General features: G+C 66.8%; 17 protein-coding genes and 1 pseudogene. 11 read left to right on the top strand and 7 right to left on the bottom strand.

What is annotated here, in order from left to right; translation table 11 throughout:
* Positions 1-12 precede the first annotated feature (12 nt).
* Entirely contained in the window at positions 13-927 is a 915-nt protein-coding gene (locus AC6LJ2_RS09160) for a LysR family transcriptional regulator (RefSeq protein ID WP_263913637.1), read from the top strand.
* An 88-nt stretch (positions 928-1015) separates the two neighbouring features.
* Here AC6LJ2_RS09160 and AC6LJ2_RS09155 read toward each other — a convergent pair whose 3' ends face one another.
* Positions 1016-1912, bottom strand: coding sequence for a LysR substrate-binding domain-containing protein (locus AC6LJ2_RS09155; protein ID WP_263913636.1), 897 nt, complete (start codon positions 1910-1912; stop codon positions 1016-1018).
* A gap of 123 nt (positions 1913-2035) precedes the next feature.
* On the opposite strand from AC6LJ2_RS09155, the gene AC6LJ2_RS09150 reads away from it, so the two are divergent.
* The 7 genes from AC6LJ2_RS09150 (at position 2036) to AC6LJ2_RS09120 (ending at position 8061) form a co-directional block, all read left to right on the top strand.
* Entirely contained in the window at positions 2036-2785 is a 750-nt protein-coding gene (locus tag AC6LJ2_RS09150; protein WP_263913635.1) for an SDR family NAD(P)-dependent oxidoreductase, read from the top strand.
* Positions 2786-2821: 36 nt separating this feature from the next.
* Positions 2822-3814, top strand: a complete 993-nt coding sequence (locus AC6LJ2_RS09145) for a TRAP transporter substrate-binding protein (protein ID WP_498151220.1) — start codon at positions 2822-2824, stop codon at positions 3812-3814.
* A 71-nt stretch (positions 3815-3885) separates the two neighbouring features.
* Positions 3886-4416: a TRAP transporter small permease subunit gene (locus AC6LJ2_RS09140; protein ID WP_263913633.1), complete on the top strand. Its 531-nt coding sequence runs from the start codon at positions 3886-3888 to the stop codon at positions 4414-4416.
* Positions 4417-4431: 15 nt separating this feature from the next.
* On the top strand, positions 4432-5691 hold the full coding sequence (locus AC6LJ2_RS09135) for a TRAP transporter large permease (protein ID WP_263913632.1): 1260 nt from the start codon (positions 4432-4434) through the stop codon (positions 5689-5691).
* Positions 5692-5719: 28 nt separating this feature from the next.
* Entirely contained in the window at positions 5720-6583 is an 864-nt protein-coding gene (locus tag AC6LJ2_RS09130; RefSeq protein ID WP_263913631.1) for a transketolase, read from the top strand.
* The gene (locus AC6LJ2_RS09125) at positions 6580-7590 is read left to right on the top strand and encodes a transketolase family protein (RefSeq protein ID WP_498151219.1); all 1011 of its coding nucleotides are present in this window, start codon (positions 6580-6582) and stop codon (positions 7588-7590) included. The genes AC6LJ2_RS09130 and AC6LJ2_RS09125 overlap by 4 nt, the downstream gene beginning before the upstream one ends.
* 213 nt (positions 7591-7803) lie before the next feature.
* Positions 7804-8061, top strand: coding sequence for a hypothetical protein (locus tag AC6LJ2_RS09120; protein ID WP_445657003.1), 258 nt, complete (start codon positions 7804-7806; stop codon positions 8059-8061).
* A gap of 99 nt (positions 8062-8160) precedes the next feature.
* Here the strand turns inward: AC6LJ2_RS09120 and AC6LJ2_RS09115 are convergent, their stop codons facing one another.
* The 5 genes and pseudogenes from AC6LJ2_RS09115 to AC6LJ2_RS09095 all read right to left on the bottom strand — a co-directional run.
* On the bottom strand, positions 8161-8361 hold the full coding sequence (locus AC6LJ2_RS09115) for a hypothetical protein (RefSeq protein ID WP_263913628.1): 201 nt from the start codon (positions 8359-8361) through the stop codon (positions 8161-8163).
* Positions 8362-8507: 146 nt separating this feature from the next.
* Entirely contained in the window at positions 8508-10892 is a 2385-nt protein-coding gene (locus tag AC6LJ2_RS09110; RefSeq protein WP_498151218.1) for a catalase, read from the bottom strand.
* A 120-nt stretch (positions 10893-11012) separates the two neighbouring features.
* Positions 11013-12014 carry a Bug family tripartite tricarboxylate transporter substrate binding protein gene (locus tag AC6LJ2_RS09105; protein ID WP_498151217.1) on the bottom strand — a complete coding sequence of 334 codons (1002 nt, stop codon included), beginning with the start codon at positions 12012-12014 and terminating at the stop codon, positions 11013-11015.
* A gap of 41 nt (positions 12015-12055) precedes the next feature.
* A complete protein-coding gene (locus AC6LJ2_RS09100) occupies positions 12056-13231 on the bottom strand; it encodes a CoA transferase (RefSeq protein ID WP_263913670.1) in 1176 nt (391 codons plus the stop codon).
* A 192-nt stretch (positions 13232-13423) separates the two neighbouring features.
* Positions 13424-14269 (bottom strand): annotated as a pseudogene (locus AC6LJ2_RS09095) (hydroxymethylglutaryl-CoA lyase); the annotation flags it as partial.
* 145 nt (positions 14270-14414) lie between these two features.
* Between AC6LJ2_RS09095 and AC6LJ2_RS09090 the strand changes: the two are divergent.
* Both AC6LJ2_RS09090 and AC6LJ2_RS09085 read left to right on the top strand, forming a co-directional pair.
* A complete protein-coding gene (locus AC6LJ2_RS09090) occupies positions 14415-15314 on the top strand; it encodes a LysR family transcriptional regulator (protein ID WP_263913625.1) in 900 nt (299 codons plus the stop codon).
* 330 nt (positions 15315-15644) lie between these two features.
* The gene (locus tag AC6LJ2_RS09085; RefSeq protein WP_263913610.1) at positions 15645-16601 is read left to right on the top strand and encodes a LysR family transcriptional regulator; all 957 of its coding nucleotides are present in this window, start codon (positions 15645-15647) and stop codon (positions 16599-16601) included.
* 36 nt (positions 16602-16637) lie between these two features.
* Here the strand turns inward: AC6LJ2_RS09085 and AC6LJ2_RS09080 are convergent, their stop codons facing one another.
* Complete coding sequence (locus AC6LJ2_RS09080; RefSeq protein ID WP_445657005.1) at positions 16638-17570, bottom strand: N-carbamoyl-D-amino-acid hydrolase; 933 nt, start codon at positions 17568-17570, stop codon at positions 16638-16640.
* Between the two features lie 508 nt (positions 17571-18078).
* Between AC6LJ2_RS09080 and AC6LJ2_RS09075 the strand changes: the two genes are divergently transcribed.
* A complete protein-coding gene (locus tag AC6LJ2_RS09075) occupies positions 18079-19113 on the top strand; it encodes a DUF1254 domain-containing protein (protein WP_445657006.1) in 1035 nt (344 codons plus the stop codon).
* Positions 19114-19293: the final 180 nt, after the last annotated feature.

Below are 19293 nucleotides of genomic sequence, written 5' to 3'. Positions count from 1 at the left end.
AAAACTGCTGCCATGGTCAAACGCAACCTCAACGATCTTCTGTATTTCGTCACCGTGGCGCGCGAAGGCAGCTTCACGCGCGCCGCCTCGCTGCTGGGCGTCACGCAGTCGGCCCTCAGCCAGGCCATCAGCGGCCTGGAGGCGCGCCTGGATATCCGGCTGCTCACGCGCACCACGCGCAGCGTGTCGCCCACCGCCGCCGGCGAGCGGCTGCTCAATGCCATCGGCCATCGATTCGATGAAATCGGCGCTGAGCTGGATGAGCTGACGGAGATGCGGGACAAGCCAGCCGGCACGGTGCGCATCACCTGTGGCGAGCACATCCTGCGCACCACGCTGCTGCCCAAGCTCACGCCCCTGATGCTCGACTACCCCGACATCAAGATCGAGTTCGACATCAATTACGGATTGCGGGACATCGTGGCCGACCGCTACGACGCGGGCGTGCGGCTGGGTGACACGATCGACAAGGACATGATTGCCATGCCGATCGGGCCGAAGCTGCGCATGGCGATCGCGGCATCGCCTGCGTATTTCAAGACACGCCCGGTTCCCAGGACGCCGCGCGACCTGCTCCAGCACAATTGCATCAACATGCGCATGCAGACCGCGGGCGGTCTCTACACCTGGGACTTCGAGCGCCGCGGCCAGACCGTGAACGTGCGTGTGGATGGCCAGCTCATCTTCAACACCTCGCCCGGCATGGTGGACGCGGCGGTGGCGGGATTGGGGATCGCGTCCCTGCCCGAAGAAGAGTTCGCGCCCCACCTCGAGAACGGACAACTGGTGCGCGTGCTGGAAGATTGGTGCCCGCCTTTCCCCGGCTACTACCTGTATTACCCGAGCCGGCGGCAACCTTCACCCGCGTTCTCGCGGGTGCTCAACGCGCTGCGATTGACGCCTGCGCCGGCCCCCGAGAAGCGTTAGCCGGTTGTGCGGGACAGGGACTGCCTGGCCCGCGCCTTCCTCGCACCTGCTCGCCGACCCGCATCGCCCCCCTGTACCGGCCCGGCACTCATTCCTGCGCCACGGTCCTGGCCGCCTCGGCGTGAATCCAGGCCAGAAAAGCCTCCACGGAGGGACGCTTGGCGTGCCGGGCCGGGTAGACGAGGAAATGGGCCTTCACCGCGATGGACCTGGCCATGCCGAAGATGGGCCGCAGCCCGCCCGCGGCCAGGTGCGAGCCCGCGATCGTGGCGCTTTCCAGCGCCACGCCCAGCCCCTGTGCCGCAGCGTCCAGGGACATCTGCGCCCGATCGAAGCGGATCGTGAAGTGGTCCGGCGCGCGTCGCTCGGAATAGCGGCCGAACCAGTCAGACCATTGGATGACGCTGACGTTGCTCTGGATGAGCGGCACGTCCAGCAATTGATCCACCCTTTTGATGCGATGCTCGCGAATGAACGCCGCGCTCGCGAGCGGCAGGATGCGCTCTTCGAACAGGGGTTCCACCACGACGTCGTCCCATTGCGGTACCCCATAGCGGATGTCGACGTCCGATTGGCCCAGCGCGAAATCGCTGTGCGAATGAGCCGCCGACAGATTCAGCGCCACCTGCGGATGCGCCAGCGCAAAGCGCCGCAACCGGGGCACCAGCCAGAGACTCGCGATGCTGGGCGCCGAATGCACGTACACGCTGTTGCTGACGCCCTGGCGCAGGTCTTCCGTGGCCGTCGAGATGGCCGCGAGCGCGCCGCCGATGCGCGCCAGGTACTGTTCGCCCGCGCGGCTCAGGCGCACGCCGTGGGCACTGCGCTCGAACAGCCGCACGCCCAGGTCCGCTTCCAGCCGGGAAATCTGATGGCTGACCGCCGATGCGGTCAGATGCAACTCGGTCGCGGCAATCGCAAAGCTGCGCCGGCGCGCGACGGCTTCGAACGCCAGCAGGTTGGCGATGGGCGGCAGAGCAGGCATGGGGGTAGACCCTGACTTCAGATGAAGATCTGTCATCTTAGACTGATGACACATCGTTTGTCTTAATGCTAGCAGGCACCCAGAATAGTCCGCACTGACATGACAACGACAGGAGGACGACAGATGCTGCTCAAGGACAAGGTTGCCGTGATTTCCGGCGGCGCAGGGCTCAACGGACTGGGATTTGCCACCGCGCGCCAGATGGCCGCCCACGGCGCGCGCGTCGTGATCCTGGACCTGGCGCGCGCGGAGCCGGCCACCGCCGCCGCCCGGCTGGGCGACGGCCATCTGGGCCTGGTGGCGGACGTGACCGACAAGGCCGCCTGCGTGGCCGCCATCGAACAAGCCATCCACGCCTACGGCAGGATCGACATCCTGGTGAACAACGCCGGCATTACGCAGCCGGTCAAGACGCTGGAAATCACGGGTGCGGACTACGACCGGATCCTGGACGTCAGCCTGCGCGGCACGCTCTACCTGTCGCAGGCCGCGCTGCCGGCCATGCAGGCGCAACGCGCCGGCGCCATCGTGTGCATTTCGTCGGTGTCCGCGCAACGCGGCGGCGGCATTTTCGGCGGACCGCACTACTCGGCCGCCAAGGCGGGCGTCCTGGGGCTGGCCCGCGCCATGGCGCGCGAATTCGGCGCAGACGGCATCCGCGTCAATTGCATCACCCCCGGCCTGATCGAGACCGACATCACGCAGGGCAAACTGTCGGCCGAGCGCAAGGCCGATATCGAAGGCACCATCCCGCTGGCGCGGCTGGGCAGGGCCGACGACGTGGCGGGCGCTTGCGTGTTCCTGTCCAGCGACCTGTCGGCCTACTGCACGGGTATCACACTCGACGTCAACGGGGGCATGTTGATTCACTGATCCGCAGCACCCCATCACCATCGGAGGAGACCAATCATGAAAAGCAGAACACTGCTTCGCACGGGCCTGGCGGCCCTCGCCACCGCCGCACTGCTGCCGCTGGCGGCACAGGCGCAGAACATCAAGCTGACCCTGGGGCATGGCGCGGCCGTGGGCAATCCGCGCCACGAGGCGTCGGAGAAATTCGCGCAGGTGCTCAAGGCCAAGACCGGCGGACGCATCGAAGTCCAGGTCGCGCCGTCCGGCCAACTGGGCGATGACGCCGCCATGGTGACGGCGCTGCGCACCGGCGCCCTGGACATCAGCGCCAATTCGCAAGGCGCCGTCGCGGCCGCGGTTCCGGAATACGCCGCCTACGGCATGCCCTTCCTGTTCCGGAACGCCGGCGCCGCCTTCAAGCTGCTCGATGGCCCCCTGGGCAAGGAGCTCGCCGAGAAGTCGGCCAGCAAGAACCTGATCCTGCTGGGAACCTGGGACAACGGCATCCGCCAGATGACCAACAGCAAGCACCCCATCAACACGGTCGAGGACATGAAAGGCCTGAAGATGCGCGTGCCGCCTGACGCCACGCTGGTCGACATCATGAATGCCCTGGGTGCGCAGGCGCAGCAGATCAAGTTCGCCGAACTCTACGTGGCGTTGCAGCAAGGCGTGGTGGACGGCCAGGAAAACCCGTTGGTGAACTTCCAGGCCAGCAAGCTGTACGAGGTGCAGAAGCATCTGGCGATGACCCATCATCAGTTCCAGATGACGCCTTTCCTGATGAGCAAGCGCACCTGGGATCGCCTGAGCGAGTCCGACCGCAAAGTCGTGCAGGAAGCGGCCGACGAAGCGTCGGCGCTGCAGCGCAAGCTGAGCCAGGAGGCCGACGTCAGGCTGCTGGCGGAACTGAAGGCCCAGGGCGTGCTGGTCACGACGCCTGACACGGCGGGCTTCGCCAAGGCCACCGCCTCGGTGGACGAGAAATGGCTGGCCAGTCCCATCGGCCCCTACGTCAAGAAGGTTCTGGCCGCGGCGCGCGGCAACTGACACGTCCTTCGGCCGCCCGCGTCCCGCCCCGGCGGGCACGCCGGCGGACCGCGCACAAGGCAGGAGACAACATGAATACCGATCCACACGGACTGGTCGGCAGGATCATCGACGGCCTGTGCCGCCTGATCCTCTGGCTATCCACCACGGTGATCTTCGTGATCCTCGTCATCAACACCGGCCTGCGATACGCGACCGGATCAAGCCTGGAGTGGGCCAACGAGATACCCGAGCTGCTCTTTCCGTGGCTCGTCATGTCGGGGGTGGTGCTGGCCGCGCTGCACAACGCCCATATCGCCACCACTTTCATGATGGACGCGCTGCCGGCCCGCACGCGCCGCGTGGTGGCCACCCTGAGCTGGGCGGCCGTCACCGCCCTGTACGCCACCCTGTCGTGGGCGACGTTCAATATGCTCGATATCGTCCACGACGAGAAGTCTCCCATCCTGCAGATGCCCGGCTCGCTCACCTATGCGTGCGTCATGGGCGGCATGCTGCTGCTCGCCGTGCTGGCGGCGCAATCCGCATGGCAGAGCTGGCGTGGCTGCAAGGCCGCGGCGCAGCCCGAAGGCGAGCCGCAGGCGCCCGCCGTGCACTGGTAAACAGGGAGACCCGACATGAGTGCATTGATACTTGTCTTGTTCATGGGCGCGGCCGTGGCCGCCATGCCCATCGCCCACGCCTTGCTGATCGCCGCCACGGCGGCCGTGGCCACCACGGACCGCGTGCCCCTGGACGTGCTGGTGCAGCAGATGGTCGCGCAGGTGCAGAGCTTTCCCCTGATCGCCATCCCCTTTTTCATGCTGACGGGTTCGCTCATGATGGGCGGCAAGCTCGGCGAAGCGCTGGTGGGCGTGCTGTCGGCGCTGATCGGCCGCTATCACGGCGGACCCGCGCAGGTCGGCGTGCTCTCGTCCACGCTGTTCGGCGGTGTATCGGGCTCGGCGGTGGCGGACGCCTCGGCCATCGGTTCCTTGATGATTCCGTGGCACAAGCGGCTGGGCTACCCTGCCGCGTTCTCGGCCGCCACGCTGGCCGCCGCGGCAACGATCGACATCCTGATTCCCCCCTCGATCCCGTTGATCCTGTTTGCCTTGACGGCCAACGCGTCCATCGCGTCGCTGTTCGTGGCGGGGATACTGCCGGGCCTGCTGCTGTGCGCCGGATTCATGACGGCATGCTGGTGGGTAGGCCGGCGCCGCAACTTCCCGCGGGACACGGCGCCCTTCGACGGCGCGGCCTTTCGCCGGCATCTGCTTTACGCCCTGCCCGCGGTGGTGCTGCCGCTTTTGATCATCGTCTTCCTGCGTTTCGGCATCGCCACGCCGACCGAGGTTGCCGTCCTGTCGACGCTGTACGCCGGCCTGGTTTCCGCGGTGCTGTACCGCGACCTGGACTGGAAGCGGCTCAACGCCGCCGTGGTCCATGCCGGCCTGGCGACCGGCGTGGTGCTGCTGGTGATCATGGCCTCGTCAGCGATCGGGTGGCTCTTGACGTTCGACCAGACGCCGCAGGGTATCGCCCACTGGGTACAGGACAACGTGCATGCCAAATGGCTGGTGATCCTGCTGATGAACCTGATGATGCTGTTCCTGGGCATGTTCATCGACCTGCCGGCGGCCGTGCTGCTGCTGGCGCCGGTCTTCGTCCCGCTGGCGCAGAGCATCGGCATGGACATGACGCAGCTTGGCGTGATGATGGTCGTGAACCTGGCCATCGGCCTGTACACGCCGCCGGTAGGCACCACGCTGTTCATCACCAGCGCCCTGGCCAAGGTCAAGGTCGGCCAGACCGTTCGCGAACTGGTGCCCTTCTATCTGGTCGCGTTTGCCGTGCTGGGGCTCGTGTCCTACGTGCCGGCGAGCATCCTGCATTGAAAACTTGTCAAACAAAAGGGAACTTCAAATGGAGCAATCCGGGTCTTTGAGCGGCCTGATGGCCGCCGCGTGGCGCATCCGCCGGTATGCGGTCCGCATGGGTGAAGTGCAGGGGCAGGGATATATCGGGCAGGCGCTCGGCTGGGCCGACGTGCTGGCCGTGGCGTACCGCCACGCCATGACGCTGCGGCCAGGCGACCCGCAATGGGAAGGCCGCGACCGCTTCCTGCTGTCCCACGGCCACTATGCCATCGCCCACTATGCGGCGCTGATCGAGGCGGGCGTGATCCCGGAAAGCGAGCTGGACACCTACGGCAGCGATGACAGCCGCCTGCCCATGTCGGGCATGGCGAGCTACACGCCGGGCATGGAAATCTCTGGCGGCTCGCTTGGCCAGGGCCTGGCCATCGGCGTCGGCATCGCACTGGGGTTGAAGCACAAGCGCAACCCCGCCTTTGTCTACAACTCCATGTCGGATGGCGAGCTGGACGAAGGGTCGACCTGGGAAGCGGCGCTGGGTGCGGCCCACCATGAACTGGACAACCTCGTCTGCCTGGTCGACATCAACAACCAGCAGGCCGATGGCCCGTCAGGCAAGGTGCTGGGATTCGAGCCGCTGGCCGACAAGTGGGCCGCCTTCGGATGGCACGTGCAGCGCGTGGACGGCAACGACCTGGCCGCCGTTGTCGAGGCATTCGACACCGCACGCAATCTGCCGGATCGCAAGCCGCGCGTGATCCTGCTGGACACCCGCATGGGCAAGGGCATCCCGTTTCTCGAGCAGCGTGAGAAGAATCACTTCATCCGGGTCGATCCGCCCGAATGGCAACAGGCTCTGGACATCCTGGACCAGAACCGCCCCGCTTCCCTGATCGAAGGAGCCCGGCAATGAGCAATGCCAGCACCCAGCAAAAACCCCGCCTGACGACGTCGGCCATGATTGCGTCGATCGCCTCCGAAGGGCAACGCGTACGGGCCGCGCCCTTCGGCAAGGCCCTGGTCGCGTATGCACAATCGCGCCCGGACGTCGCCGGGCTGACCGCGGACCTTGCCAAATACACGGACCTGCACCTGTTCGCCCAAGCCCACCCGGAGCGCTTTTTCCAGATGGGCATGGCCGAGCAGCTGCTGATGGGGGCCGCGGGCGGGATGGCCAAGGAAGGTCTCGTCCCGTTCGCCACGACCTACGCCGTGTTCGGCACGCGGCGGGCCTATGACTTCATCCATCAGGTGATCGCCGAAGAAAACCTCAACGTCAAGATCTGCTGCGCGCTGCCGGGCCTGACCACCGGCTATGGGCCGAGCCACCAGGCAACCGACGACCTGGCGATGATGCGCGCCATTCCGGGGCTGACGATCGTCGACCCCTGCGACGCGCTGGACATCGAGCAGGCCGTCGCGCAGATTGGCGAGCATGCGGGGCCGGTGTACATGCGCCTGCTGCGCGGCCAGGTGCCGTTGGTGCTGGACGAGATCGAGGGTTACCGTTTCGAGCTGGGCAAGGCGAAAATGCTGCGCGAAGGCAGAGACGTCCTCGTCATTTCCAGCGGCATCCTGACCATGCGGGCGCTGGAAGCCGCGCAAGACCTCGCGCGCGACAACATCGACGTGGCGGTGATGCACAGCCCCACCATCAAGCCGCTGGACGAGGCCAGCCTGGTCGAGGCGGTGCGCCACAAGCACCGGCTGGTGGTCGTGGCCGAAAACCATTCCGTGATCGGCGGCCTGGGCGAAGCCGTCGCCGCGGCCTTGCTGCGGCACCGGGTGCAGCCGGCCGGGTTCCAGATGGCCGGCCTGCCTGACGCCTTTCTCGACGCCGGCGCCCTGCCCACCCTGCATGACCGCTACGGCATCAGCCGAGAGGCGCTGGCCGGCCGCATCAAGCGCTGGCTGGCCTGAACGATGCGAGGCGGCGCGCATTGCGGACACTGCGCGCCGCGCCCGCCCCGTGCGGGCCGCTATCGGGCAAGGCCACGGCCTGGAAGGGGGATACGCCCGCTGACTTGGTGACAATCCGCAACCGCGCCTGCCCCGCGGCACGCCGTTTGCTCCAGGCAATCCCCCTTCAACTCTCCCTGCGGGCTACTACCGACGCGGAAGGCAGGATTTACTGTGATCTCCCCGGAAATTGCTTCGTCCTCTACCTTGATCGGCAACACGCTGGTGTCCCCCGAGCCCGGCACGCCTTTACGCCCCCTTGCCGCCGCCAATGCTGAACGCCTTCAGGCCGCCGCGCCGCCGTCCGCGGCCGCGTCGCCCTCGACGCTGCGCGTGCGGCTGGTCCGCCTATGGCCAGCCTTGATGCTGTGGTTGATCGGGACGGCGTTGCTGACGCTGCTCAATCTGGCGTCTCGGGTGCTGGCGTCATGAACCACCGCCCGCCGGGCGCGTGCCTTGGCGGGCGCGCCTGCGGGCGGCGAAATGATCGAAGAAATAGCTGATGGCGTTCGAGGGCTTGACGCCCGTCGCTCAACGCTCCGCCCAGACGGATTTGCGCGGCACGTAGGCTTCCTTGACATACCGCGCCAGCTCGAGCTCGATCGTCGAGGTGGCGGTGGTGACGGCGGATTGGGGATGCAGCAGCCGTTGAGCGGCCTCCAGCGTTCGGCGGGCACACCGTTCGGCTTCGGTGACCACGGGTTGTTGCGGCGCAGCGAGGGTTCCAGACATAGCGGTAAGCATGGGTGTACTCCAGGAGAGCCATCAGGCATGGCCGACCATCTCCAGCAAGTGGCGTGCCTGAGGCGGACCCGACAACGCCAGGCTGGCGCCAGGGCGGTTCGTGGCCAGTGCCGGAACCGCCGTGTACCGCGCCGTCAGAGGCGTGCCGGGTCGGTTTCCCGTTCGGGGTGCCGATGGCGCGCCAACGACTCGATGAATGCGGCCGTGGCCTTGGCCGGCGTGGCGCCGACGACCAGGCCGCCATCCTCCTGTGCCAGATCGATACCCGCGGCTTCAAGCAGCGCCGCGCCGTCGCCCACCGCCAGCAACGTCTTGCCATGGCGGTAGCTGTCGCGGATGAATTCCAGCGCGCGCCCGTCCTGGTTCCAGCGTGCGACCGCCGCCGCCCCGCCAGGCACCACGGCCCCGTCGAACAGGCCCGACGGATGGTTGTCCAGCGACGCGTCGGCGTCGAACGCGCCACTGCCGGCCGTCCCCACCGGACCGATGCGCTGGCCCACCAGCCGCACCACGACGCCGGCCTTGATCAAGGCTTGCGCCACCGCCGAGACGGCAGCGCCGTCCACGCCTTCGGCGACCAGGATGGCCACCTTGCGCGTGACCACGCCCACCTCGCCGGGCCGCGCGGTCAGCGACAACGTGGGCGACTGTTCGACTTCGGGCTGGGGCACGTCGCGCAGGGCACGCGGCATGGGATCGGGCAGCGCCATGCCCAGCTTGTCCGCCACCGCCTGCGCCAGGTCATCGGAGACATTGCGCAGCGACGCCACCATGCGCTGCCGGATGGCGGCGACGGTGACCTTGCTCAGTTCAAAGGCGAAGGCGTTCACGATATGGCGCCGTTCCCAGTCTGTCTGGCTGTTCAGGAACAGGGTCGCCTGGTTGTAATGTTCGGCAAACCGTTCCGGATGGCCGCGCAGCTCGTCGCCGCTGACAGGCTCGGGAAACGAGACATAGCCTTCCATGCCGGCCTGGAACGGGCAGCCGCCGCCCAGCGAATTGGGCTCGTACGCCACGCGCCCGTGGTGCACGGCCTGCCGGTGCATGCCATCGCGCTGGTTGTTGTGCACGGGCGCCAGCGGCGCGTTGATCGGAATCTCGTGGAAATTGGGGCCGCCCAACCGCGAAATCTGCGTATCGACGTAAGAATGGATGCGCCCGGCCAGCAAGGGATCGTTGGTGAAGTCCACGCCCGGCACCACATGCGCCGCACAGAACGCCACTTGTTCGGTTTCGGCAAAGAAGTTGTCCGGGTTGCGGTCCAGCACCATGCGGCCGATGGGACGAACCGGCACCAGTTCTTCCGGCACGATCTTGGTGGCATCGAGCACGTCAAAGCTGAAGCGCTCGGCGTCTTCTTCGGTGAAGACCTGCACGCCCAATTCCCACTCCGGCCCATGGCCGGCATCGATGGCCTCCCACAGGTCACGGCGATGGAAGTCCGGATCGGCGCCCGATATCTTCACGGCTTCGTCCCACACCTGCGAGTGGGTGCCGGCCACCGGGTTCCAATGGAATTTCACCAGGTGCGACTCGCCCTGGTCGTTGACGAAGCGAAAGGTGTGCACGCCAAAGCCCTGCATCATGCGATAGCTGCGGGGAATGGCGCGGTCCGACATCAGCCACATCAGCATGTGGGTCGATTCCGGCATCAGCGACACGAAGTCCCAGAAGGTGTCGTGCGCCGACGCCGCCTGGGGCATGCCGTGATGCGGCTCGGGCTTGACGGCATGCACCAGGTCCGGGAACTTCATCGCGTCCTGGATGAAGAACACGGGCATGTTGTTGCCCACCAGGTCCCAATTACCCTCATCGGTGTAGAACTTGACCGCGAAGCCGCGCACGTCGCGCGCCGTGTCTTTCGACCCCCGCTCCCCGGCCACCGTCGAAAAACGCACGAATACCGGGGTGCGCTTGCCTTTCTTGGCGAAAATCGACGCCCGGGTCAGATCGGCAAGCGGTTCATAGCACTCGAAGTAGCCATGCGCGGCCGACCCGCGCGCATGCACGATGCGTTCCGGAATGCGTTCATGGTCGAAGTGGGTGATTTTTTCACGCAGGATGAAATCCTTGAGCAGCGCGGGGCCGCGCAAGCCCGCTTTCAGCGAATGCTGGTTGTCGCTCACCGGCACGCCCTGGTTCGTCGTCAGCGCCTGCCCCTGGGCATCGGCGCGCACCCGCGCCAGCTGGCCGGCGACCGCGTTCACGCCGGGCTCGGCCGGCTCGCCCGTCTTGGCGTTCTGCTGCGGCTCGGACAGGGTGCTGGCACCCACCGAGGCATCGGGCGGCGGGGCCTGTTCGCCCCGGTAAGGGCAGCGGGCGCCCTCGTCCCCATATTCCTGCGCCTTGGACGGGTTGTGCGGCATCGCCTGCACGGTGGCGGCCACCGCCGCCGCCCGCTGCATCGCCGCGGAACCGCCGCTGGCGGCCGGCGGCGTGGCGGGCCCGCTGTCGGTATTGTTGAAGGCGGTATCGACGGGGCCCTGGGTCTGGGTCTTGCCGGGTTTCTTGCTTGCCATGGATATCTCCTTGTACACACCGGATCAGCCGGTGCCCGCCGCGAACGGCTTGATCGGAGTCATCCAGCAAGCGCCATACCTGACACGGGTACGGCGGCCCCCTGGCGTGCATGCCCTGTCCTACTGGGCCTCGATATCCGCGTTTTTCACCACCTGGGCATACTTGCGCATCTCGCTGGCGAAATAGACCGCCGTGTCTGCCGGGTCGCGCAGCGTGATCACATTGCCCTGCACGTCCATGGCCTTGCGGGTGTCGGGATCGCGGTAGGCGGCCGCGAAGGCCTGGTAGGCGCGCTGCACTTGCGCGCCGGGCAGGTGCGCCGGGCCGACGGCCGCAAACCAGCCCTCGACCTCGTAGTCCGGCATGCCCTGCTCGCGCAGCGTCGGAATCTCGGGCGCGGCCGCGCTGCGCGTCCTGCTGCCCGTGCCGATCGCCTTGAGCGCGCCGCTTTTCAGGTGCGGCAGGATGGACGGTAGCGACGTCACGCCAAAATCGACCTGTCCACTGATGATGTCCGCCACCATCGGGCCGGTGCCCTTGTAGGGAATGTGGCGGATCTTCAGGCCGTTCTGCTGCAGAAACAGTTCACAGCCCAGGTGCAGGATCGTGCCGTTGCCCGATGAACCGTAGTTGTAGGCGTCCGGCTTGGCCCGCAAGGCGGCCACCAGATCGCGCACATTGCCTTGCGGCAGCTTTTTCGGATTCACCACCAGCAGCATCGGCGTCGTGCCGATCAGCGATATCGGCGTGATGTCCTTGATGGGGTCGAAGGGCACCGACTTCAAAACGCTGGGAAAGATCACATGGTTGTTCGAGACCACGCCCAAGGTGTTGCCGTCCGGCGTGGCGCGCACGATGGCTGACGTGCCCAGGATGCCGCCCGCGCCCGGCTGGTTTTCCACCACCACCGACTGTCCGAATGCCTGGTTCAGGGCCGGCCCCGCCGACCGCACGATGGTATCCACGCCCGAGCCCACGCTGATGGGCAGAATCAAGCGCAGCGGCCGGCCCCCCTGCCCTTGCGCCTGGGCCACGGGCCAGGGCAGCACCGCCCCCAGCCAGCCGGCCCCCATCGCGCCCAGCAATGCGCGGCGCGAGGTCGAACCTTCACCTGTCTTCATTTTCTGTCTCCTTGATTTATAGGTATGGGGGTCGCGCAATATCAGTGAACGACCCCTCGCTCTCGCAGCCCGCGGATATCGTCATCCCCGTAGCCCAGTTCCCTGAGCAATTGCCCGGTGTGTTCGCCCACGGTGGGCGGTTGCAGCCGCACCGCCAGCCGCGCGCCGCCCATCGTGATGGGAAACAGCGTGGCCTGCGCCGTCTGTCCGGCGCGTTCGCCGTCCGGCAGGCGGATGTCCGCCAGGCCGCCCGTGGCTTGCAGGTGGGGATCGGCGAACAGTTCCTCCGGCTTCACGATGGGCGCGAACGGCAGTCCGTGCCGTTCGAAGCGGCGGGCCAGTTCGTCGACCTCGTAGTGCTGCAGGCGGACCCGCAGATCGGCCAGCAAGGCCGCTCGCACCCGCACTCGCTCATTGTTCGTTTTCAGGTGCGGCGCGTTTTTCAGGTCGTCGAAGCCGAAGGCGTCGCAGAACGTGACCCATTGCGCATCGCTGACGGCGGCCAGGAAGATCTGGCCGTCCTTGACGTTGAATACGTCGTACAGGGCCCAGGCCGAAATGCGTTCGGGCATGGGCGCCGCGGCCTCGCCCGTGATCGCATACTGCAGCATGTGTTGCCCAACCAGGAAGACATTGTTCTCGAACAGGGCAGACTGCACTTCCTGGCCGCGTCCGGTGACCTTGCGTTCCAGCAACGCCCCCAACGCCCCGATCGCCCCGAACATGCCGCCCATGATGTCATTGACGCTGGTGCCCGCCCGCAGGGGGTCGCCGGGACGTCCCGTCATGTACGCCAGGCCGCCCATCATCTGCACGACTTCGTCCAGCGCGGTGCGGTGCTCGTAGGGCCCAGGCAGGAAGCCCTTGCAGCTGACGTAGACCAGGCCCGGGTTGCCCGGCGCCAGCGAGGCATAGTCCAGCCCGTACCTGGCCATGACGCCCGGCCTGAAATTCTCGGCGACGATGTCGGCGCTGGCGCACAACCTGCGCGCGGCCTGCGCCCCTTCCGCGCTGCGCAGATCGAGGGCGATGGATTTCTTGTTGCGATTGAACATCGGAAAAAACCCCGCCCCGGCGCCCAGCAGATGACGCGTGCGGTCGCCGTCGACAGGCTCGACCTTGATCACCTCGGCGCCCAGGTCCGCCAGCACCAGGCCGCAGGTCGGCCCCATGACCATGTGGGTGAACTCGACGACGCGAAGGCCGGCCAAGGGCAGGCGGCGCGTGGCAGCCGCGGGCGTCGCCGGGACGGCGGGCGTGGCATCGACCGGCGCCGGTTCCGCTGCCGCATCCGGCAGGGGTGCGGCCGGGGCGGCCGCCGGCCAGGTCCTGGGCAAGCCGGCCCGGGCGATCGCACCCCGCAGGGTTTCGCCCTCGAGCCACACGCCCGCCTGTTCGCGCAGGGCCAGCAGGCGCGTCATGTCCACGCCGGTCGCCACGCCCATGCTTCCCAGCAGATACGCCACGTCCTCGGTCGCGACGTTGCCGCTGGCGCCGGGCGCGTGCGGACACCCTCCTATTCCGGCCAGGCAGGCATCGAACCGGGTCATGCCGGTTTCCAGCGCCGCCATGACATTGGCCATGCCCAGGCCACGCGTATCGTGAAAATGCGCGCAGGCCAGGCGGTCGCCGGCGATCTTGCGCGCGGCCTCGAACAGGCGTCGCACCATCAGCGGGTCGGCGTATCCCACGGTATCGGCCAGGCTGACGCGATCTGCGCCGGCATCGAGCAAGGCCTGCATCAGGGCAAGCACCTCGGCGGGGTCCACGGCCCCCTGGAGGGTGCAGCCAAAGGCCGTCCCCACCCCGCCCTCCAGCAGCATGCGCGACCCCGCGGCGTCACGCGCCGCGCGGATCCGCCCGACCTCCTTGACCACCTCGTCCGGTGTCTTGCGCAGATTGGCCAGGCTGTGCGCCCGGCTGGCCGACAGCGGCACGATCATCAAGTCCGCCCCCGCGGCGATGGCGTGTTCGGCGCCTTTCAGATTGGGCACCAGCACAGAGGCATGCAGGTCGGGAAGCGTCCTGGCATACGCCACCAGCGCTGCCGTGTCGGCCAGCTGCGGCAGCAGGCGCGCCGGCACAAAAGAGCCGACCTCGATTTCACGCAGGCCGGCGGCATAGGCCTGGGCGATCCAGTCGCGCTTGATATCGGTGGGCACCACACGGGCCAGGCTTTGCAGGCCGTCGCGCAGGCCCACTTCGCGCACGGTCACGCGCGCGGGCCAGCCAGCAGGAAACGCATTTGCAGACATAGAGAGCAGTCGTCCAGGTAGACAGGAATAGACCCAGTTTAGATTTCTCCAATCATCGCGGCGTCGCTAATTTGGAACGCATCAAGTTCCATATTGGAATATCTTATGGGTTCCTCCCTGACCCGACGCGACCGAGGACCTTCCCATGCGCGATCTCGATCTGACTTCCCTGCGCCTGTTCGTGGCCGTCTGCGAAACGCGCAACATCGCCCGCGCGGGCGCCAATGCGAATATCGTCGGTTCCGCCATCAGCAAGCGACTGGCGCAACTGGAAGACACCGTCGGCGCAAAGCTGCTGACGCGGCGCCGCCACGGGGTGGAACCGACCCCGGCCGGCGAAACGCTGCTGGAACACGCCCGCGCCATCCTGACCAGCACGGCCCGCATCGAGCGCGACATGTCGGCGTACTCCCATGGCCTGCGCGGTCAGGTACGCGTGCTGGCCACCTCGTCGGTGCTCGCCGAATCCCTGGCCGAGGATGTGGCCGTGTTCCTGCAGGATGAGCGCCATCGCAGCATACGCATCGACCTGGAAGAGGGCCTGAGCCACCAGGTGATCCGCGGCATCAAGGAGGGCGTGGCATCGCTGGGCCTGTGCTGGGATGCCTCGCCGCTCGATGGCTTGCGGTCGCGCCCCTACCGCAACGACCACCTGGCCATCGTGGTGCATCCCAGCCATCCGCTGGCCCGCGAACGCACGCTGCAGTTCCAGCAGACGCTGGACTATGAACACGTGGGCATGCCCGTGGCCAGCTCCGTGCAGGTCAAGCTGCACCTGTCCGCGGCGCAGGCAGGGAAGCCGCTGCTGCACCGGGTGATCGTGTCGAACTTCGACTCCGCCCTGCGCGTGGTGCGCGCCAACCTCGGCATCACGGTCGTTCCGAGACAGGTCGCGCAATCCTATGCCGAGGCCAACGGCCTGGTGGTCATACCGCTGACCGACGCCTGGGCCACGCGCAGCTTCGTCATCTGCTTTCGCGACGAAGACAGCCTTTCGCCCGCGGCGCGGGTGCTGCTGGACCATCTGGCCGGCGTGGCCGCCTGAGGGGGCTTGCGATGGCGATCATGCCAACGTGCGTGCCGATACCCATGGCGGTCAGCACCGAACAAGCACCGATGCCCAGCACGGGCGCCGGCACCAGGTCGCGCAGGCCGGGATCGCTGAAGCAGGCCACGAGAAGGCATCGGTCGCGGCGGCTTCCTGCCGCACCGGCCGCACCCGGGGCGCGATGCTGGCGTCGGCCTCGGCCTGGCCTGGATGCCGGGTTTGCCGGGGTGACGCGAGCGTTCGTCGCCATTGGGTAGAATTCTTCGTCAGTAAAGGCGGGACGGCAGGCATCCGGGCACCGCCCCGGTCAAGAGGAAATCACGCAGCATGTCTCAATTACCCGGAAAGGTCCGGTCTGCGCCGTTGAACTTGCGCCAGATCGAAGTTTTCCACGCCATCATGATCACGGGCTCACTGAGCGCAGCCGGCCGGCTGCTGCACGTGACGCAACCGGCCATCAGCCGCGTGCTGGCTTCGATCGAACTGCGGCTGGGCTATGCGCTGTTCGAGCGTTTCAAGGGCCGCCTGCATCCCACCAAGGAAGCGCGCAAGCTGTTCCAGGAAGTCGAATCCATCCAGGCGGGCGTCAACCGCCTGAACGACATGGCCGCCGGCCTGGCCGGCCACGGCGGCGGCCTGGTCAGCGTGGTGTCCAGCCCCAGCTTCGGCGAATGGCTGATTCCCGCGGCGACGGCCAAGTTCTGCGCCCGCAACCCTGGCGTGCGCATCCGCTACCGACCGCTGGGCATGGACGCCCTGCTGCCGCAGCTGCTGCTGGGCTATGCCGACATCGCCATTTCGATCTTCAAGCCCGAACACCCCAACCTGATCACCACCGAACTGGCGCAGGGCGAAGTCGTCTGCGTGCTGCCGGCGGGCCACCGCCTGGCCCGCGAACGCGTGATTGCGCCGGCGATGCTGGCCGGTGAAATGCTGGTGGGCTACAGCCGCGACACGCCGCTGGGCGACACGCTGTTCGAACACCTGGACCCGTTGGGCCACATCCTGACCCCGGCGATCGAGGTGCGCTCGTCGCAGACGGCGTGCTCGTTCGTGCGCCAGGGCGTGGGCGTGGCGCTGGTCGATTCCTACGGCCTGACCGATACCCTGCTGCATGGCCTGGTGGTGCGCCGCATCGAGCCGGCGATACCGCTGTTCGTGCACGTGTCGCAGTCCCGCGTCGACCCCCCGCCGTCGATTGCCAAGGCCTTCCTGACGCAGTTCTCGCAGATCGTCAAAAAAGAACTGCCTGCGATGACGCAGGCCATTCTCCAGCGGGCCTGACACTTGCGGTGACACGGCGCCCAGCCCGGCGTCGGCCTAGCTGATTTCCGCCACGGGCAGCGGGTCGCCGGCGCCCGTGCGTTCGACGATCAGCTTGTAGTGCTGCGGGCTGCGGTGCTTGGCGAAATTGAAGACGTGGTCGCGGAACGCCTGGCCCATGGCCAGGTCGATGCGCGCGGTGATCACTTCGTCTTCCTCGCCGCTGGAACGCGCCACGATCTCGCCCGACGGCGCCACGATCATCGAGCTGCCGATCATGTGGTGGCCGTCTTCAAAGCCGCACTTGGCGGCGGCAGCCACCCACACGGCGTTCTGGTAGGCGCTGGCCTGCAGCACGATCTCATGCGTGGTGGTGCGCAGGTGCGCCGGCTCGTTCCAGTGGATGTTCAGCGACGGCGTGTTGTAGCCCAGCACGATCAGCTCGGCGCTTTGCAGCGACATCACGCGGTACGTTTCCGGCCAGCGCCGGTCATTGCACAGGCACATGCCGATCTTGACGTCATGGGTGTCCCACACGCCAAAACCCAGGTCGCCGACTTCGAAGAACTTCTTTTCCAAGTGCTGGAACGGCGCATCCGGCTTGTGGTCGGAATGGCCCGGCAGGTGGATCTTGCGGTACTTGCCGATGATCCTGGCCTGGCGGTTCACCAGAATGGCCGTATTGAACTGCCGGCCTTCCGGCGTCAGTTCGGCATAGCCCAGGTAAAAGCCGATGCCCAGCTCGCGCGCCGTGTCGAACAGCGGCTGCACGTCGGCGTTGGGCATGGTCTTTTCGAAGTAGCGTTCCACCGCCTCGGCGTCTTCCATCCAGTAGCGCGGAAAGAAGGTGGTCAGCGCCAGTTCGGGAAACACCACGAACTCGGCCTTGCGGGCCGCGGCCTCGCGCATCATGTCGACCAGGCGGCGGACCACCACCGCGCGGCTGTCGGCCAGGTTGACGGCGCCCATCTGGGCGACCGCAAGGTCCATCTTTCGCGCGGGTTTTGTGTTGCTCACGATATCGGTCTCCGGGGGGGTTATCGGGATGGATCAAGGACCATGCTGAACAGTGGTTCCACAGGGTCCGATGCATGGGCAGGCACGCGGCGGCGCGCCTGGCGCAAGGCCCCATCATGCATGCGTCGCCACAAATCCGAAATGGCCCCGCCCCCTTTGCGCCGGGTACGGCGCGGCCATTTCAAGAACGTCTCAACCCCTTGATTCCAATGACTATTGGCGCCCCGCCCGGCGCAGCCCCACGGCACCATGCATAACGCTGGATCATGGAGACCATGCAAAGTTTTATATCGGGTTTGCCCGCGCCGCGCCGGCCTGGCCGACGTCTTCGCGGCGGGCAGGACGGGCGCGCAGGACGAACGCGTCCCGCAGCGACGTCTCATTGTTCATGGCGATCTGTCTCGACTCGCCGTTGTCAGCGGTTTGCGCCCGGAGCCTCGGGGTACAGTCGCCGCGATTTCCCCTTCAAGAGGCTTTTCCCATGTCGTATTCCTCCGCGTCCCGCATCGTCGCCCTGACGCTGGCGGCATTTGCCAGCGCCCACGCGCAGCCCGCTCCCGACGCGGCAACCTTGGTCACGGTCGATAACTTCGCCCGCGCCGAATCCGACCTGTACCTGGGCAAGATGGTGGCCGACGGCGGCCTGGGCAAGTTCGTGCACAGCCGCGCGATGGTGGCCATCGACGCCCAGAACGTCATCCGCATGAATCGCGACACGCTGTATTCGCAGGCCGTCTTCGACCTGGACGCCGGCCCCGTCACGATCACGCTGCCCGAAGCCGGCAAGCGCTTCATGTCGACCCTGGTCGTCGACGAAAACCATTACGTTCCCGCCGTGTTCTACGGCGCCGGCACCCACACGCTGAAAAAAGAGGATGTCGGCACCCGCTACGTGTTCGTCGCCATCCGCACCCTGGTCGACCCCGCGGACCCGAAGGACCTGGCGCAGGTGCACGCGCTGCAGGACGCCATCAAGGTCAGCCAGGCCCAGCCCGGCACCTTCGCCGTGCCCAAATGGGACAAGGCCAGCCAGGACAAGGTGCGCGACGCCCTGCTGGTGCTGGCCGCCACCATGCCGAACTACGACAAGGCTTTCGGCACCCCGACCAGCGTCGATCCGATCCAGCATCTGCTGGGCACCGCGGCCGGCTGGGGCGGCAACCCGGCCAAGGACGCCACCTACCTGAACGGCAAGATCGCGCAGAACGACGGCAAGGTCATCTACCGGCTCAAGGTGGACAAGGTGCCGGTCAAGAGCTTCTGGTCGGTCAGCGTGTACAACGCCGAAGGGTACTTCCAGAAGAATGCGTACGACGCCTACTCGTTGAACAACCTGACCGCCCGGCAAGGCGACGACGGCTCGATCGTCATCCAGTTCGGCGGCTGCGACGGCAAGATCGCCAACTGCCTGCCCACCATGCCGGGCTGGAACTACACGGTCAGGCTCTATCAGCCCGGTGACGAGATCCTGAATGGCTCGTGGCGCTTTCCGGACCCGCAAGCCATCGCGCAATAAGCCCAGCAGGCCCGCGCATCGCCAGCGCGAACCCACGCGGGCCGGCACGGCAACAAAATTCTTGCACTTGCAACAGAGCATGGCTCGGGCGCCTGTCCGCCCGCCTGCTGACGTATCCTCTTTCGCACAATCAATAGCGATAAACCGGCTGGGGACAGGCCTCTTTTCCATTCCGATGGC

The organism is Achromobacter sp. 1014246743, from assembly GCF_059760725.1.
Note: the sequence above shows the minus strand (reverse complement) of the source record. Positions and strands in the feature narration are given on the sequence as shown.